The sequence below is a fragment of the Actinomadura sp. KC216 genome, assembly GCF_004348535.1.
Classification (GTDB): domain Bacteria; phylum Actinomycetota; class Actinomycetes; order Streptosporangiales; family Streptosporangiaceae; genus Spirillospora.
The window spans coordinates 1-16,962 of record NZ_SMJX01000178.1 but is presented as its reverse complement, the minus strand read 5'-3'; the positions used below and the strand labels follow the sequence as shown (position 1 = coordinate 16,962).

The 16,962-nt window shown below is 72.4% G+C and carries 14 protein-coding genes and 1 pseudogene; 7 read left to right on the top strand and 8 right to left on the bottom strand.

Annotation, left to right across the window (positions count from 1 at the left end; genetic code table 11):
- The 3 genes from cofD to E1264_RS26775 all read left to right on the top strand — a co-directional run.
- Positions 1-768: 2-phospho-L-lactate transferase (gene cofD, locus E1264_RS26785; RefSeq protein ID WP_132178208.1), on the top strand; the 768-nt coding region annotated here is incomplete at its 5' end.
- Positions 765-2,051 carry a coenzyme F420-0:L-glutamate ligase gene (locus tag E1264_RS26780; RefSeq protein ID WP_132178207.1) on the top strand — a complete coding sequence of 429 codons (1,287 nt, stop codon included), beginning with the start codon at positions 765-767 and terminating at the stop codon, positions 2,049-2,051. The genes cofD and E1264_RS26780, both read left to right, overlap by 4 nt.
- Before the next feature lie 89 nt (positions 2,052-2,140).
- Positions 2,141-4,690: a bifunctional FO biosynthesis protein CofGH gene (locus E1264_RS26775; RefSeq protein WP_132178206.1), complete on the top strand. Its 2,550-nt coding sequence runs from the start codon at positions 2,141-2,143 to the stop codon at positions 4,688-4,690.
- Here E1264_RS26775 and E1264_RS26770 read toward each other — a convergent pair whose 3' ends face one another.
- The 5 genes from E1264_RS26770 to E1264_RS26750 all read right to left on the bottom strand — a co-directional run bounded on the left by E1264_RS26770 (position 4,691) and on the right by E1264_RS26750 (position 9,997).
- Positions 4,691-5,611: a LysR family transcriptional regulator gene (locus E1264_RS26770; protein WP_243711190.1), complete on the bottom strand. Its 921-nt coding sequence runs from the start codon at positions 5,609-5,611 to the stop codon at positions 4,691-4,693. It lies immediately after the preceding gene.
- A gap of 312 nt (positions 5,612-5,923) precedes the next feature.
- Positions 5,924-6,886 (bottom strand): DNA-3-methyladenine glycosylase 2 family protein, encoded by a 963-nt coding sequence (locus E1264_RS26765; RefSeq protein WP_347813424.1) that lies wholly within the window; start codon positions 6,884-6,886, stop codon positions 5,924-5,926.
- Positions 6,887-6,973: 87 nt separating this feature from the next.
- Positions 6,974-8,041, bottom strand: coding sequence for an NDP-sugar synthase (locus E1264_RS26760; RefSeq protein ID WP_132178204.1), 1,068 nt, complete (start codon positions 8,039-8,041; stop codon positions 6,974-6,976).
- Between the two features lie 29 nt (positions 8,042-8,070).
- Entirely contained in the window at positions 8,071-9,204 is a 1,134-nt protein-coding gene (locus tag E1264_RS26755) for a glycosyltransferase family 1 protein (RefSeq protein ID WP_132178203.1), read from the bottom strand.
- 88 nt (positions 9,205-9,292) lie between these two features.
- Positions 9,293-9,997 (bottom strand): class I SAM-dependent methyltransferase, encoded by a 705-nt coding sequence (locus E1264_RS26750; protein WP_132178202.1) that lies wholly within the window; start codon positions 9,995-9,997, stop codon positions 9,293-9,295.
- Between the two features lie 65 nt (positions 9,998-10,062).
- Between E1264_RS26750 and E1264_RS26745 the strand changes: the two genes are divergently transcribed.
- Both E1264_RS26745 and trxA read left to right on the top strand, forming a co-directional pair.
- Complete coding sequence (locus tag E1264_RS26745; protein ID WP_243711189.1) at positions 10,063-11,043, top strand: lysylphosphatidylglycerol synthase transmembrane domain-containing protein; 981 nt, start codon at positions 10,063-10,065, stop codon at positions 11,041-11,043.
- Positions 11,040-11,363 (top strand): thioredoxin, encoded by a 324-nt coding sequence (gene trxA / locus E1264_RS26740; RefSeq protein ID WP_132178201.1) that lies wholly within the window; start codon positions 11,040-11,042, stop codon positions 11,361-11,363. Before E1264_RS26745 ends, trxA begins: the two co-directional genes overlap by 4 nt.
- Here the strand turns inward: trxA and E1264_RS26735 are convergent.
- From E1264_RS26735 to E1264_RS26725, 3 genes are all read right to left on the bottom strand, one after another.
- On the bottom strand, positions 11,344-12,435 hold the full coding sequence (locus E1264_RS26735) for a glycosyltransferase family 4 protein (protein ID WP_132178210.1): 1,092 nt from the start codon (positions 12,433-12,435) through the stop codon (positions 11,344-11,346). The two genes, trxA and E1264_RS26735, sit on opposite strands and share 20 nt — an antisense overlap.
- 11 nt (positions 12,436-12,446) lie before the next feature.
- Entirely contained in the window at positions 12,447-13,382 is a 936-nt protein-coding gene (locus E1264_RS26730; protein WP_207936257.1) for a glycosyltransferase family 2 protein, read from the bottom strand.
- Positions 13,383-13,529: 147 nt separating this feature from the next.
- Positions 13,530-15,551 carry a hypothetical protein gene (locus tag E1264_RS26725; protein ID WP_132178200.1) on the bottom strand — a complete coding sequence of 674 codons (2,022 nt, stop codon included), beginning with the start codon at positions 15,549-15,551 and terminating at the stop codon, positions 13,530-13,532.
- A 100-nt stretch (positions 15,552-15,651) separates the two neighbouring features.
- Here E1264_RS26725 and E1264_RS26720 point away from each other — a divergent pair, with 100 nt between their 5' ends.
- Positions 15,652-16,503 (top strand): TIGR03089 family protein, encoded by an 852-nt coding sequence (locus tag E1264_RS26720; RefSeq protein ID WP_132178199.1) that lies wholly within the window; start codon positions 15,652-15,654, stop codon positions 16,501-16,503.
- Positions 16,504-16,611: 108 nt separating this feature from the next.
- Positions 16,612-16,962: pseudogene (locus E1264_RS26715) on the top strand (LytR family transcriptional regulator); the annotation flags it as partial.

Sequence of the window (16,962 nt, the reverse complement as noted above, 5' to 3'; positions counted from 1 at the left end):
GAGCAGGGCTGGGGACGGGCCGGCGAGACGTTCACCGTCAAGGAGGAGCTCGTCGCGTACGGGGTCGGGCCGGGCTGGTTCGGGCTGGGCGACCGCGATTTCGCGACGCACATCGTCCGGACGCAGATGCTCGCGGCCGGGTACACGCTGTCGGCGGTGACCGAGGCGCTGTGCGACCGGTGGAAGCCGGGCGTGCGGCTGATCCCGATGACCGACGACCAGGTCGAGACGCACGTGGTGATCGAGGACGAGCGCGGGCGGCGCGCGATCCATTTCCAGGAGTGGTGGGTGCGGCTGCGGGCGTCGGTCCCGGCGCTGTCGATCGCGGCGGTGGGGGCGGAGGAGTCCAAGCCCGCGCCGGGGGTGCTGCAGGCGATCGCGGCCGCCGATGTCGTCCTGCTTCCGCCGTCCAATCCGGTGGTGAGCATCGGGACGATCCTGGCCGTGCCGGGGATCCGGGACGCGATCGCGGCCAAGACCGTGGTCGGCGTCTCGCCGATCATCGGGGGCGCGCCCGTGCGCGGGATGGCGGACGCCTGCCTGGCCGCGATCGGCGTGGAGACGTCGGCCCGCGCGGTCGCCGAGCTGTACGGGCTCGGGCTGCTGGACGGCTGGCTCGTCGACGAGGCCGACGCGGACGTGCGGGTGGAGGGCATCGAGGTCCGGTCCCGGCCGCTGCTGATGAGCGACCCGGATGCCACGGCGGCGATCGCCCAGGCCGCCGTCGATCTCGCGTTCGAGCTGAAGCGGGCGGAGGAGGCGGGATGAGGCTGGAGGTCTTCGGGGTCGGCGGGCTGCCGGAGGTCGCGGCGGGGGACGACATCGCGGCGCTGATCCCGGACGGGACGCTGGCGGACGGCGACGTGCTCGTCGTCACGTCCAAGATCGTCAGTAAGGCGGAGGGGCGGGTCCTGGTCGCGGACGACCGGGAGAAGGCCATCGACGCCGAGACCGTGCGGGTCGTGGCGCGGCGCGCGCATGCGCGGGGCGAGACGCGGATCGTGGAGACGCGGCAGGGGCTCGTGCTGGCGGCGGCCGGGGTGGACGCGTCCAACACGGCACCCGGCACTGTGCTGCTGCTGCCCGAAGACCCGGACGCCTCCGCGCGCCGCATCCGCGCGGGCGTGCGGGAGAGGGCCGGGGTGGACGTCGCCGTGATCGTGTCCGACACGCTCGGGCGGCCCTGGCGGAGCGGGCTGACGGACGCGGCGATCGGCGTCGCGGGCCTGGAGCCGCTGCACGACCTGCGCGGCCAGGACGACACGCACGGGAACCGGCTCGAAGCCACGATCATCGCGGTCGCCGACGAGATCGCGGCCGCGGCGGAGCTGGTGAAGGGGAAGCTCGACGGGGTGCCGGTCGCGGTCGTGCGCGGGCTGTCGCGGCTGGTGACCCGGGAGGACGGGCCGGGCGCGCGGGCGCTGGTCCGCCAGGCCGGGGAGGACATGTTCCGGTGGGGGCCGTCGGAGGTGCTGGGGGCGCGGCGGACGATCCGCGAGTTCACCGGCGACCCGGTCGACCCGGCGGCGGTGCGGCGCGCGGTCGCCGCCGCGATCACCGCTCCGGCGCCGCACCACACGACGCCGTGGCGGTTCGTCCTGCTGGAGTCGGCGGAGTCGCGGACGCGGCTGCTGGACGCGATGCGCGACGCCTGGGAGGCCGACCTGCGCCGGGACGGCTTCTCCGAGGAGTCGATCACCAAGCGGCTGCGGCGCGGCGAGGTGCTGCGGCGCGCCCCGTACCTGGTCGTGCCGTGCCTGGTCATGGACGGTTCGCACGACTATCCGGACGAGCGCCGGTCCCGGGCCGAGCGCGAGATGTTCATCGTCGCGGCCGGGGCGGGCGTGGAGAACCTGCTGGTCGCGCTGGCGGTGGAGGGGCTCGGCTCCTGCTGGGTGTCGAGCACGATGTTCTGCCGCGACGTCGTCCGCGCGTCGCTGGGCCTGCCGGACGACTGGGATCCGATGGGTGCGGTAGGGGTGGGTCACCCGGCCGCCCCGCCGCGCGAACGGCCGCCGCGCAGCCCGGACGATTTCATCGAGATTCGCTGAGCGGGAATAGGCGGCGGGTGGCCCCGGCTGAGACAGGTGTTCGATGGTCCGGGCGATGGCCGATATGACGATTGGCATAGAGTGCCCGCATGGACGCCATGAGCTCCGCGCTTCGCCGGGCGCTGGCCCGCGCGCGTGACGGCAAGACCCTGGACCGATCCGAGGCCACGACACTGCTGGGAGCCCGCGGGGCGGCGCTCGACGAGCTGCTCGCGCACGCGGCCCGCACCCGGGACGCCGGGCTGGACGCCGCCGGACGCCCGGGCGTCATCACCTACAGCCGCAAGGTCTTCATCCCGCTGACCCGCCTGTGCCGGGACCGCTGCGGGTACTGCACGTTCGCGACCGTCCCGCACAAGCTGGACGCGCCCTACCTGAGCCCGGACGAGGTGCTGGAGATCGCGCGGCGGGGCGCGGAGATGGGCTGCAAGGAGGCCCTGTTCACGCTCGGCGACCGTCCCGAGGACCGGTGGAGGCAGGCCCGCGAGTGGCTGGACGCGCACGGCTACGACGACACGCTGTCCTACGTCCGGGCGATGGCGATCCGGGTGCTGGAGGAGACGGGGCTGCTGCCGCATCTGAATCCCGGCGTGCTGACCTGGCGCGACTTCCAGCGGCTGAAGCCGGTCGCGCCGTCCATGGGCATGATGCTGGAGACGACGGCGACGCGGCTGTTCAGCGAGCGCGGCGGCCCGCACTTCGGGTCGCCGGACAAGGACCCGGCCGTGCGGCTGCGGGTCCTGGAGGACGCGGGCCGCACGAACGTGCCGTTCACGACGGGCATCCTCATCGGCATCGGCGAGACGGCCGAGGAGCGCGCGGACGCGATCTTCGAGATCCGCCGGACGATGCGGGAGTACGGCGCGATCCAGGAGGTCATCGTGCAGAACTTCCGCGCGAAGCCCGACACCAAGATGCGCGACACCCCGGACGCCGAGCTGGAGGAGCTGGCCGCGACGATCGCGGTGACGCGGCTCGTCCTCGGGCCGAAGGCGCGGGTGCAGGCGCCGCCGAACCTCGTCGCCGACCAGTTCGCGCTGATGCTGCGGGCCGGAATCGACGACTGGGGCGGCGTGTCGCCGCTGACGCCCGACCATGTGAACCCGGAACGGCCGTGGCCGCAGATCGACGAGCTCGCCGCGCGGACCGCCGACGCGGGGTTCGAGCTGCGCGAGCGGCTGACGATCTACCCCGAGTACGTGCGGCGGGGCGAGCCGTGGCTCGATCCGCGGCTGGCGGGGCATGTCGCGGCGCTCGCCGATCCGGCGACCGGTCTGGCGCGGGAGGACGCCGTTCTTGAGGGACGTCTCTGGCAAGAGCCCGATGGGGGCTTTGACGCCTCCGGGCGGACCGAGCTGCACACCGAGATCGATACGGCCGGGCGTAGCAGCGATCGCCGCGACGACTTCGATGAGGTGTACGGCGACTGGGACGCGCTACGCGATCGTATGGCCGCGCCGCAGCGTTTCGATGCCGACGTGAAGGCGGCCCTGGCACGGGCTGAGCAGAACCCTGCGGGGCTGTCGGACGATGACGCGCTGGCCCTGCTCCACGCCGACGGCCCGGAGCTGGACTCGCTCGTCGGGCTCGCCGACGACCTGCGGCGGGACGCGGTCGGCGACGACGTCACCTATGTCGTCACCCGGAACATCAATTTCACGAATGTCTGCTACACCGGCTGCCGATTCTGCGCATTCGCGCAGCGCCGCACGGACGCCGACGCCTACACCCTTTCCTTGAGCCAGGTCGGCGACCGTGTTGACGAGGCGTGGAGCGCGGGCGCCACCGAAGTCTGCATGCAGGGCGGAATCCATCCCGACCTGCCGGGCACAGCCTATTTCGACCTCGCCCGCGAGGTGAAGCGCCGGGCACCCGACATCCACCTGCATTCCTACAGCCCGATGGAGGTCGTGAACGGCGCCTCCCGGACCGATATGTCGATCCGGGAATGGCTGGAGGCGGCGCGGGAGGCCGGGGTCGACTCGCTGCCCGGGACGGCCGCCGAGATCCTGGACGACGACGTCCGATGGGTGCTGACCAAGGGGAAACTGCCCGCCGACCAGTGGATCGAGGTCGTCACCACCGCGCACGAGATCGGCATCCCGACGACGTCCACGATGATGTACGGGCACGTCGACACCCCGTCGCATTGGGTCGCGCACATCAAGCTGCTCCGCTCGATCCAGGAGCGGACGGGCGGGTTCAGCGAATTCGTGTTGCTGCCGTTCGTCCATCACAATTCGCCCATCTATCTGGCGGGGCTGGCGCGTCCTGGGCCGACGGTCCGGGAGAACGTGGCCGTCCACGCATTGGCGCGCATACTGCTGCACGGCTCGATCCCGAACATCCAGACGTCATGGGTGAAGCTCGGCGACGAACTGTGCACGCGCGTTCTGCAAGGAGGAGTCAACGACCTGGGCGGGACGCTGATGGAAGAGACCATCAGCCGAATGGCGGGATCGGAGAACGGCTCGTTCAAGCCCATCAGCGAACTGGAGGCTATTGCGGCGCGTGCGGGCCGTCCCGCCAGGCAGCGCACCACGCTCTACGGCGAGGTTCCCGCCGAACGCCTGGAGGCGTCCCGCCGGACGGACGGCATCGGCGACTTCGGGAGGCGCCTCCCGCTCGTCGGGACGTGATCAGCGCACGCCGCGGATGCAGCTCGGGCGGCGCTCGACCAGCTCGTCCGCCGAACGGCGAAGCTCCTCCAGGACGGCTCTGACCGACGGCCGGACGTCCGCGCCGACCCGCGTCCACAGGACCATGCGGCGGTCGACGCGGGCCTCGGCCACGTCCCGGACGACGATGCCCTCCTCGCGCTCGGCGAGCGCCAGGTCGGGGACCAGGCAGACGGCGCCGCCCCGCGCGACCATCGAGAAGATGACCATGAGGTCGTTGGAGCGGTACCGGACGTCCGGCCGGAAGCCGCCGAGCTCGACGCAGGTCCGTTCGAGCAGGTCGCCATGGTTGGTGCCGACATGGCCCGTCGCCCACGGGCAGCCAGCGAGGTCGACCATCCGCACCGGGCCGCCGTCCTGGGCGAGCGGATGGTCCTCCGGCAGCCCGACCCGCATGACCTCGGTGATGAGCACCTCTGCCCGCAGTTCGGGACGCCGTGGACGGGGCAGGTGGGAGTACTCGTCGGTCAGCACCACGTCGATCTCCTGGAGGACCAGGGCCTGGAGGACGCGGTGGAACTCCTCGTCCAGGACGTCCACCACGAGCTCCGGATACGCCTCCGCCAGCCGGGGCAACGCGGGCGCCAGGACGTGCAGCAACGCCGTCTGGAACCCGACCAGCCGCACGACCCCCGCGACCCGCCCGCTCGCCGCGAGCGCCGCCTCCTCCGCGCGCTTCGCCCGCGCCAGGAGCACGTCCGCGTGCTCGGCGAGCACCTCGCCCGCCTCGGTCAGCCGCAACCGCCGCCCCGCCCGCTCGACCACCGGGACGCCGACCTCGCGCTGCAGCTGAGCGAGCTGCTGCGACACGGCGGACGGCGTGTACCCGAGCGCGTCGGCCACCGCTCCGAGCGTCCCGCGCAGCTTGAGCTCCCGAAGCACTCGCAACCTACCGAGATCCAGCATAGTGAAGAGATTCTTACACAATCCCTCCAGAAACAGTCGCTGGACCTGAACGTTAGACGGAGTCAAACTGATGGTGCGACCGAGAGAGACGGAGACCCCGCCCCCACCGATCGCCCCGCGCGGGAACGCCTAGACTCTGCGATCCCAAAGGAAAGACCATGCTGTACGTACTCGGACTCATCACCGCACTCGCCGTCCTCGGTCCCCTGTTCGGCGCCGACAGCCGCGACGGCCTCGACTGGACCCCGAACAACTTCTGGCTGCGGCGCCGTCCGGCGCCGAAGCAGGTCAGAACGACCGGTAGTCCCGGACGGGCAGCCGGGGGCCGCGCCTCGGCGGACGCCTGCCGGACGATTCCAGCAGCCGGGTGACCCGGTACCGATGACCGGCGTAGGGCTCCAGAAGTTCGAGCATCCCGGCGTCGTCGACCTTGCGGCCCGCCAGCGCCCAGCCGACCAGGCCGGGCAGGTGGTAGTCGCCGACGGAGACGGCGTCGGGGTCGCCGAGCGCCCGCTGCCTGATCTCGGCGGCCGTCCAGATCCCGATGCCCGGCAGCGACCGCAGCCGCGCCTCCCCCGCGTCCTCCTCCAGCCGCGCCGCGACGCGCGCCGCGCCGATGATCGTCCGGGCCCGGACGGCCTCCAGCCCGGACCGGTGCCACTCCCACGAGGGAATCCGGACCCACACCCCGGGCGGCGGCGGAACCCGCAGGTGCGGAGCGCCGGGCGCGGGCTCCCCGAACCTGCGCAGCAGGTACCCCCAGGCCCGCCACGCCTCCTGCCCGAGCACCTTCTGCTCCATGACCGCCGGGACGAGCGCCTCGAAGACCCGCCGCGTCCGCCCGATCCGCAACCCCGGCCGCCTCAGCACCTGCTCCCGGACGACGTCGTGCCGGGGAACGAACCCGTCCGGCTCGTCGGCGGCGCCGAGTAGCTCGGGCACCCCGTCCAGCAGCCACTCCGCGCCCGGACCCCAGGCCGTGGCCTCCACGACGTCCCCGCTCCACCGGAGCCGCACCGTTCCCGGCCCCTCCGGCGTGTAGGACGCACGCCACACCGACCCGTCCCGCTCGACGCGCGACGCCGGATCGCGCCGTCCCCGTATATGCGGCGAGAGCACGTCCAGCAGGTCGAGCGGCCACCGGGGCCGCCATTCCCGGACTCGGCCGGGGAGATGCCCAGCGGTCTTCTCCCCGGCCGCACCGGGCGGCGGCCCGGACGATGAACCAAGCCCGGACGATGAATCAAGCAAGGTGCGGCTCACAGGTGCGGGGGAGAAGTGCGACGGCCATCAAGCGGCCAGCGTACGCGGCATAGGCCGCCTACCTCAGATGGGGGTTCAGGCGTCGGTGGAGAAGCGGATGGCGGTCGGCGGGAGTTCCACGCCGGGCCAGACGCGGACGCCGGGGCGCAGCTCGTTGCCGGGGCCGACGACCGCGCCGTCGCCGAGAACGACGCCGTCCAGGACGGCCCCGGGCCCGACGCGGGCACCGCGGCTCAGCACGGAGTCGCGGACGGTCGCGCCCTCGGCGACGAACGCGTCGTCCAGCAGGACGCTGCCCACCACCGTGGCGCCGGACTCGACCACCGCGTTGCGGCCCACGGTGGTGCCGCCGCGGACGACGGCGCCCGCCGCGACGGCCGCGCCGGGAAGGGTGAGCCGCTCGCCCGGCTCGCCGGGCATCGCGGGCGAGGCGAGGGCGCCCAGGACGAGATCGCACGAGCCCTGGACGAACGCCTCCGGGGTGCCGACGTCGAGCCAGTAGGCCGACTCCACGTGGCCCATCACCGTGGCGCCGGACGCGATGAGCGACGGGAACGTCTCGCGCTCGACGGAGACGACCTCGTCCTCGGGGATCGTGTCGATGGCGGAGCGGCGGAACACGTAGCAGCCCGCGTTGATCTGGTTCGTCACCGGGTGGGGCGTCTTCTCCAGGAACGCGGTGACGCGGCCGGCCGCATCGGTGGGCACGCAGCCGAAGCGGGACGGGTCGTCGACCTCGGTGAGATGGAGCGTGACCGAGGCGCTGGACTCCTCGTGCAGCTTCACCTGGGCGCGCACGTCGTGGCCGGACAGGATGTCGCCGTTCAGGATCAGGACCGGGTCGTCCGGGCCGCAGGTGAGGGCGCCGGAGGCGTTGCGGATGGCGCCGCCGGTGCCGAGCGGCTCGTCCTCGCTGACGTAGGCGAGGTCGACGCCATGGGCGCGGTCGCCGAAGGCGGCCTGGAACATCTCGGCCCGGTAGGACGTGGCGAACACGATGCGCTCCACGCCCGCCGCGTGGGCGCGGGCGAGCTGGTGGGCGAGGAACGCCACGCCGGCCGTGGGGAGCAGCGGCTTCGGGGTGGAGATGGTCAGGGGGCGTAGGCGGGTGCCCTGCCCTCCCACCAGGAGGATCGCTTCCACTCGGTTCCTTTCTGGGGCTGCGCGCGAGCCTAGCGGGACGTCTCCGCCGCCCGCTGGTAGGAGGCCATGTGCTCCTTCGCGGACGCGGACCAGGAGAACTGCTGCGCGCGGGCGTGCGCGGCGTCGGCCAGCTCGGCGCGGCGGGACGGGTCGTCGATGAGGCCGCCGAGCGCGGCGCCGATCTCGGACGGTTCCGTCTCGGTGTAGGCGACCGCGTCGCCGCCGACCTCGGGCAGGGGGCCGCGGCGCGTGGTGAGGACGGGCGCGCCGCACGACATGGCCTCCAGGACGGGCAGGCCGAAGCCCTCGCCCCGGGACGGGTGGGCGACGACCAGGGCGCCGCCGAAGAAGCCGGGCAGCGCCGACCACGGGAGGTAGCCGGGGCGCAGGACGCGCAGCTCCAGAGGGACGGTGGCGAGGGCCGCGTCGACCTCGTCGTCCCAGCCGCCGCCGCCCGCGAGGACGAGCACGGGCGGGTCGGGACGGTCCTTGCAGGCCAGCACCCAGCCGCGGATCAGGTTCGGGACGTTCTTGCGCGGTTCGAGCGCGCCCAGGTACGCCACGTACGGGCGGCCGTGGAGGCCGAGGCGGTCGGAGACGTACTTGGTCTCCGCCTCGGACGGCCGGTGGAACACGTCGTGGTCGACGCCGTGGTAGGCCACGTCGATGTGGTCCGGGTCGGCGGACAGGACGCGGACCAGCTCGTCGCGGGTCGCGTGGGACGGGGCGATCAGGCGGGTCGCGCGGCGCGCGGCGGTGCGGGTCGCGGACTTGACGTAGCTGGTCCGGACGGGATCGTGCACCTCGGGCTCGGCGAACAGCGTGACGTCATGGATCGTGACCACCGTGGGCAGCACCGCGCTGACCGGCATCGTGTAGGTCGGCAGGTGGATGACGTCGGCCTCGACGCGTTCGGCCACGCGGGGCAGACCCGACTGCTCCCAGGCCAGGCGGGTCGCGCGGTGCACGAGGGTCGCGGGGCCCGCCACGACGCGCGCGCCGGGGATGAGGCCCTCGTAGCGTTCCTCGTCGGCGCGCTGGCACGCGACGGCGAGATCGGCGCCCTGCTCGTGCAGGGCGACCAGCAGCCCGTCGACGTACCGGCCGAGCCCGCCGCGGTCGGCCGGCACGGCGGTGGCGTCGAGCAGAATCCGAGGCGCCACGGTCCACTCCCCCATCCAGCGCGGTGGCGTAGATCACCCTTTACTCTTCGAGCCTACGCCCGCCGATGCCCCCTTTGCGGGACCTCATTCAGCGTTTACGAGCCTGAACCAAGACAATGCTCCCGCGTTCGTTCGGTGCCTTGCGGTCGGCCAGGGCCACGAGCGGCGTCAGCGGCGCGGCGGCGTTGAAACCGACCTTGCCGCCGTACGTGGACAGCGACAGGTACAGGCGCTCGGTCGCCGCCGTGCGGAACTGGTAGCTGTGCCTGACCAGGTCGAGGCCGCGCTCGTCCATCAGCTTGCGCAGGCTGTCGTGCGTGTAGGTGTGCTGGACGTGGTACTTCGCCTTGTGGGCGTCGCGCAGCTTCGGCCAGGCGTCGGCGCGGCTCAGCACGTCGGCGGACATGAATATCTCGCCGCCGGGCTTGAGGACGCGCGCCATCTCGTCCAGCGACCTCCCGCCGTCGTCGAAGTGCTCGATCGCGCAGACGGACAGGATCGCGTCGAAGGAGCCGTCGCCGAACGGGAGGCGCAGCGCGTCGCATTCGATCAGCGCGGGCGCGTGCGCGAGCGTCCGGCCGTAGATCATCTTGCCGCGGGCCAGGTCGATCGAGACGGCGTCGGCGCCGCGCCTGCGGGCCTGGCCGGCCCAGTAGCCGTCGCCGCCGGCGACGTCCAGAACTCGCTTGCCGTGCAGGTCGCGGCCCATCCAGGCGAGGAGCGTCCCCGCCTCGCGGTACCGGCACACGTGCACCTGGTGGCCCATGAAGGCCACCACATCCGAAATCTTCATCGTCCCCAACTCTAGGCCGACCGGCGGGCCGCGCGGCCACGTTCGCCTACCCTGGGCGGGTGAAGATGAAGGCCGTCGCGGTGCGGGCCCTGCGCGTTCTGCTGGTGATGCTCGCGCTGGCCTTCTGCGCCTACAGCGTCGCGTCGCAGTGGGACGCGACCGTCGAGGCGTTCCGGCAGATGTCGTGGGCGACGCTCGCCGGGTCGCTGGCCGTGGGCCTGGCGGGGCTCTTCGTCTGGATGCTGGGCTGGCGGGAGTTCCTCGGCGGGCTCGGCTCGCCGCTGCCGGTCCGGGCCATCTTCCGGATCTCGGGCATCTCCCAGCTCGGCAAGTACGTGCCGGGCAAGGTGTGGGCGCTGGTCACGCAGATCGAGATGACGCGCGAGCACAAGGTGCCGCCGGAGCGCAGCTTCGGGTCGACGCTGCTGGCTGTGGCGACGTCCGTGGCGTGCGGGCTCGCGGTCGCGGCGGTGACGCTGCCGCTGACGTCCGCGACGGCGCGCGACACCTACTGGCCGCTGTTCCTGCTGGCGCCCGTCCTGCTGGTGATGCTGCACCCGAAGGTCGTGACGTGGTGCCTGGGGCTGATGCTCAGGATCATCCGGCGTCCGCCGCTGGAGCGGCCGGTGAGCCTCGGCGTGACGCTGAAGGCGATCGGCTGGACGGTTCTGGGCTGGGCCCTCTTCGGCGTCCACACGTGGCTGCTCTGCCTGGCTGTCGGCGGTGATGGGGCGGGGCTTCCGTTCGTCGCGACGGGCGCGTACGCGCTGGCGTTCGTGGCGGGGTTCCTGGTGTTCATCGCGCCGGGCGGCATCGGGGCGCGGGAGGCGGCGCTGACGGTGGTGCTGACGCCGGTGCTCCCGGCGGGCGCGCCGGTCGTCGTCGCGATCGCGTCCCGGGTCCTGCTGACCATCGCCGATCTCATCAACGCCGGTGTCGCGTTCCTCCTGGGCAAGACCCAGCCCGACGAGGGTCCGGACACTGGGAATGAACAGCCCTCCAAAGAGCTTGTGAGGGATACGCAGCCAACGAAGGAGGGACCGTGACGGCCCCGATCACCGTGACCGACGCGACGTTCGCGGACGAGGTCCTCAGCAGCGACACCCCGGTACTGGTCGACTTCTGGGCCGACTGGTGCGGGCCCTGCCGCATGATCGCCCCCGTGCTCGAACAGATCGCGGCGGAGCAGGACGGCAAGATCAAGATCGCGAAGCTGGACTACGACGCGAACCCCGAGACGCCGAACAAGTTCGGCGTGATGGGCCTGCCGACCCTCCTGCTCTTCAAGAAGGGCGAGGTCGTGGAGCAGGTCGTCGGCGCGAAGCCGAAGCGGGCCCTGCTGAAGGTCATCGAACCCCATCTGTGAGGCCCGTCAGGGCGTCGAGGTAGGCGGCCCACAGCGGGCCGTGGTCGACCGGGCGGACGCCGGAGCGCAGGCGCTCCGGCTCCCCCGGCGAGTAGAAGCGGCGCAGGGCGGCGGCCAGGGACGGGGCGTCGTCGGGCGTGCAGATCAGGCCGTCCACGCCGTCGCGGATCTGCGCGGCGAAACCGCCGACATCGGTGGCGATCACCGGGAGGCCGTGCTCGTAGGCCATCCACACGTTCTGCGACGCGGTGGCCGTCCGGTAGGGCAGGACGAGCGCGTCAGCGGCGGCGAACAGGCCCGGGACGTCCGCCGCCGGAACGTATCCGGGGCGCAGTTCCACGCGGGACGTCAGATCGAGTGACCTGATCAGCTCGCGCGTGTCGTCCAGGCCGCCCCAGAACTCGCCCGCCACGGTCAGCGCGACGTCGTCCGGGCCTTCCGCGAGGGCGCGGAGCAGGACGTCCAGGCCCTTGTACGGGCGGACGATCCCGAAGAACAGCAACCGGCGCTTGACCTTGGCATCGGGCTCAAGCGGCGTCTCGGACGTCGGCAGGTGGGCGGGCATCTCCGCGACCTGCACCGGGCGCGTCGTGAGCCCCCGCGCCAGGTCGGCCTGCGCCTCGGAGTGGACGAGAACCCCGTCGACGCTGCGCAGCAGGCGCTTCATCAGCGGCTCGTCGTACGGCTTGCGCTCGTGCGGCAGGACGTTGTGGCACAGCGCCACCACGGGTGCCCGCCGCCGGAGCCCGGCGAGGATCCCCAGATAGGACGGGACCTGGATCGGGGTCAGCACCGCCAGCACGACCAGGTCGCAGGAGCGCAGGGCGCGGCCGGTGCGCCACCAGCCGTCCGGGCGGCGCCAGTCGAGCCTGCGGTGGGTGCCGGGGAACGGCTCGCCCTCCGGCTCGGAGATCGTCTGCTGCCCGGGATACAGGAACCCGGGGTACTGGGCCCGCCACGACTCGATGACCACGTCGTGCCCGGCGGCGGCCAGCCGGTGCGCCAGCTCGGTGGTGTGGTGGGCGCCGCCGCCCTTGTAGGGGAAGGCCGGGCCGACAATCGCGATGCGCATCATGGGCGCCGCTAGACGTCGCCGCGGGATCGGACGATCAGGTCCGCGAGCAGCGCCAGCGACGCGATGATCAACCCCGTCACGAAGATCATGATGGTGTTGTTGGCGAAGTAGCCGAAGTGCACCACCATGTCGAACACGCCCTTGAGCAGCCCGATCACGATCAGCCACAGCGCGGGCGGCATCAGCACCTTGAGCGGGTTGAAGTACATCACCATCCGCAGGACCTGAAGGATGTAGCGGTAGGCGTCCTTGGTGAAGTGGAACTTCGACTTCCCGGCCCGCTTGGCGTAGTCGATCGGCATGTACCGGACCGGGTGCTGGTTCGACAGGAACGCGATCGTGATCGTCGTCACGCAGGAGAACCCGGGCGGCAGCAGCCGCAGGTACGGCAGCGACACCTCGCGGCGGAACGCGCGCAGCCCCGAGTTCAGGTCGGGGATCTTGGTGTTGGTGAGCCGCTCGGCGACCTTCCGGATGAACCACTTCGCGGGGACGCGCAGCGCCTTGTGCGAGCCCTCCTCGCTGGTGCGCGCCCCGACGACCTGGTCGACGGACGGGTCGGAGTCGAGGACGTCCACGAGCTCGGGGATCCGCTCGTTGGGGTAGGACATGTCGGCGTCCGTCCACACGACGATCTCGCCGCGGGCCTGCTGCGAGCCGATCCGCCGCACCGTGCCCGACCCGCTGTTGTGCTGGAACGCCATGATCCGCATGTTCGGGAAGCGCGGCGCGGCCTCCTCCAGCCGGGCGAGCGTGTCATCGGTGGAGCAGTCGTCGACGGCGAGCAGCTCGTAGGTCTTGCCGCTGTCGTCCATCGCCTTGCAGATGCGCTCGACCTCGTCGATCACGTGGTCCTGCTCGTTGTAGCAGGGCAGGACGATCGTGACGTGGACGGGCCCGGACGCCGGTTCCGCGGGCTCGGGAACGGCCTCGGTCCGGGGCACGTGCGCGGACCCGGGCACATGCGCGGGTTCGGGGACGCGCGCGGGCGGCGGTTCCGTCGCGGGCTCGGGAGCGGGCTGGTGCGTCGGCTCGGCAGACTGGGTGCTCACGCAGCGCGAGGATACTCGCCTGGACGGACCTCGTCCGACTTAACGCCCTCCCGGCTCGGCGATCCACACGTCCACGGTGAGGCCCCACGTCCCGCCGGGCGGGTTCACGAGGGTGCGCCCGTCCTGCCGGGTCGTCAGGTGCATGACCCGCTTCGGCGTCCCGTACGGCGCGACCTGTTCCCGCTTGGCCGCCATGACCACCGGGCGCCGCCCGGCGGCGGTGACGGCGGCGGCGACGCGCCGCACGTCGGCGGGCGCGGCGCGGCTCGAGGTCCGCGCGGCGGGCAGCCCGCACATGCCGCGGACGACCTGGAGGAGCCGGTCGGCGGTCGAGCGTTCCACGACCACCACCGAAGCGCGCGGCGGCAGCGCGCCGCACATGCCGTCGACGGCGGCGACCTCGTGCTGCTCCGTCCTCGTCACCAGGAACCCGGCGGACGTCACCACGATCGGGACCAGCATCCCCGCGACGCCGAGGACCGCGCCCGTCCGCACCACCCGGCGCCCGTAGCCGAGGCGGCGGACGCGCTTGGCCGCCCATGCCGACGCGAACACGGTGAACAGCAGCAGGCCGGGGATGACCAGCCCGATCAGCCGCCGCGACGCCCACGGATGGTCGGGCGTGATGCCGGGCCTGACCAGCACCTGCGTGGTCGTCCAGACGATCATGGCGTAGGGCAGCAGCCACTCCGGGGCGTGGCCGCGCAGGAGCCGCCGGGCCAGCAGCGCCGCGCCGAGCGTCGCGAAGAGCAGCGCGGGGATGCCGATGTACCAGGACACCCAGTACAGCGTCTGCTCCGAGTACTGGCGGGTGCCGTCCACGGGGAGGTGCTGGATCTTCTGGACGGTCTCGATGAACTGGACGTTCAGCTCGTCGTCGCGCGTGGCGGGCTCCCGCCGCACGGTCTGCACCAGCGGCCGGAGCGCGAACCCGAGCATGACCAGCACGGTCAGGATGGCGGCGGCGCCCGGCACCCGGCCGCGCGCGACGGCGGCCCCGGCGCGGCGCAGCCGCAGCGCCGTCCGCTTCCACCGCAGCAGCACCACCATGATCACCGTCGCGGCGGCGACCGCCGCCGCGATGGCCAGCAGCGGGCGCAGGGACGCGCCCAGATACGTCAGGTAGGGCCGCGACATCGTGAAGCCCTGCAGCAGCCCCGCCCCTGCGCCGAGCAGGAGCCCGCCGCCCGTCCAGTAGCCGATGCCGCGCCGGTGCGCCACGTAGAGCCCGGCGAACGCGAGGACCGGCAGGACGTCGCGGAGCCCGTCGATGCGGACGAGCACGATGAGCCCGAGCGCGAGGCCCCCCAGGAACGCCTTCAGATCGGCGGCCCGCCCGTCCGCGCGGCGGGCGTCGTAGATGAGTGACAGCCCGCCCAGCAGCAGGACGATCGCGGGCAGCTCGCTGAAGGTGCTGCGGGACACGTAGAGCATCGGCAGCGTCAGCGCCAGCAGCGCCGCCCCTGCGGGTGCCCAGCGCGGCCCGACGAGCCGCGCCACCAGCCCGGCGAACGCGAGCACGCAGCACGCGCCGAGCAGCGGCGCCATCAGCAGCATCCCGTGCACGCCGCCGAGCCAGCCGCCGAGCGTCAGCACCAGCGGCAGGCCCGCCATGAACTGCGGGACGATCGCGCCGTCGTGCTGGTAGAAGGCGGGGCTCTCGAAGTACAGCATCCGGTCGGGGCCGCCGAACGCCTGCTCCATCAGCGGGATCGGCAGCGAGCCCTCGTTCTTCAGCCAGACCGCGTACTGCACGTAGGACGCCGGGTCGCGGCGGACGATGATCTGCTCCGAGCACATCACCACCTGGAGCACCAGGAACGCGACCGCGATCCCGAGCACGGCGGCGACCGGCCCCCAGGTCGCGTCGCGGAACGCGCCGTCCACCCGGCCGCGGAGCACGAGCCACAGCGCGGCGGCCGCGACCGGCACGAACAGCGCGATCGCCGGGACGGGACGGAACGCGCCCGCCATCAGCAGCGGCAGCGAGACGGCGAGCCACGCCGCGATGAGCAGTGCCGGGGCCACCGTGACCCGCGCGAGCAGCCGACCCGCGTCCATGAACCCCCGCCCGTGGAAGACTCCGTGTTCCGTGCGGAGCGTAGCGGCCCCGGCCGGGTCATGGCCCCCGGCGCGATCATGCGGGCATACGCTCTGACCCATGAGCGCACACGCCGCGGACGCGGCCGGGCCCGCCGACCTGCTGCGGCGCCGGGTGGCGGACGACCCGTCGAGCCCTCTGGTGACCTTCTACGACGACGCGTCGGGCGAGCGCGTCGAGCTGTCCGCGCGGACGTTCGACAACTGGGTCGCCAAGACCGCGAACTTCCTGGTGGACGGCCTCGCCGCCGAGCCCGGGACGCGGGTCGTGCTCGTCCTGCCGCCGCACTGGCAGACGGCGGTGTGGCTGATGGCGTGCTGGTCGGCGGGACTGGTGGCCGAGCCCGTCGACCCGGACGCGGTACAAGATGGCTCCGCGCCCGAACCGTCCGACACCTCCGGCCCGTACCTCCTGGCGGCGGCACAGGAGGTGCTGGACGTGATCGCGGACGACGGGTGGGCGGGCGGAGCGGAGGAGATCGTCGGCCTGTCGCTGCACGCGCTGGGCGGCCCGCTCGCGGACTGCCCGCCCGGCGTCACCGACTACGCGGTGGAAGTGCGCGCCTACGGAGACAGGTTCGTCCCAGACCCGCAATTGTCGCCCGAGGCGCCCGCATTGAATGTGACAAAGGCCACATTCAGCGCCGCCGACCTGGTCGGAGCGGCCCGTGAGGCGGCCGAGAAGTGGCGACTAGACGCGCGGGACCGCCTCCTGGTTGACATGCCGTTCACCACATTGGACGGGGTACTGACCGGCTTGCTCGCACCACTAGCCTCGGGTGCTTCCGTCATAATCCAACGAAACTTCGACGAATCCGTACTAGAGCGACGCGTGACCCTGGAACATGTGACGGTGGTGGCCGGGCCGCCCGGACGGAATGAACCATCCGGGTCCCCGCGGCGGCTCGCCTGACCTACGCTTCCCCTTGCCCCAACGACGCCCCGTGCCCACCAGACGTCCTGCCCACCAGACGCCCATCCAGACCCCCGAAAGCGGGCCGCACCCCGGACCTCGGAGCCGATGAACAGCAACCCGATGTACATGGAGTACGTCGACGACGCCGACCCGCGGCAGCGGCCGGCGGCGTCTCGACGCGGCTGGCGCATCCTCGGCTGGGTGTGCATCGGGCTGTCGGCGGTCATGGTGGCCGGCTCCCTCACCGCCTACGGCCTGTACCGCAGGGCGTTCGGGAACATCGCGCACGAGGACGTCAACGCCCAGCTCGGCCCGAACCGGCCGAAGAAGCTGAACAGCGCGCTCAACATCCTGCTGCTCGGGTCCGACACCCGCGAGGGCGCCAACGCCAAGTACGGCCGGTCGATGAAGAACGAGCCGCCCCGCTCGGACACGATGATCCTGCTGCACCTGTCC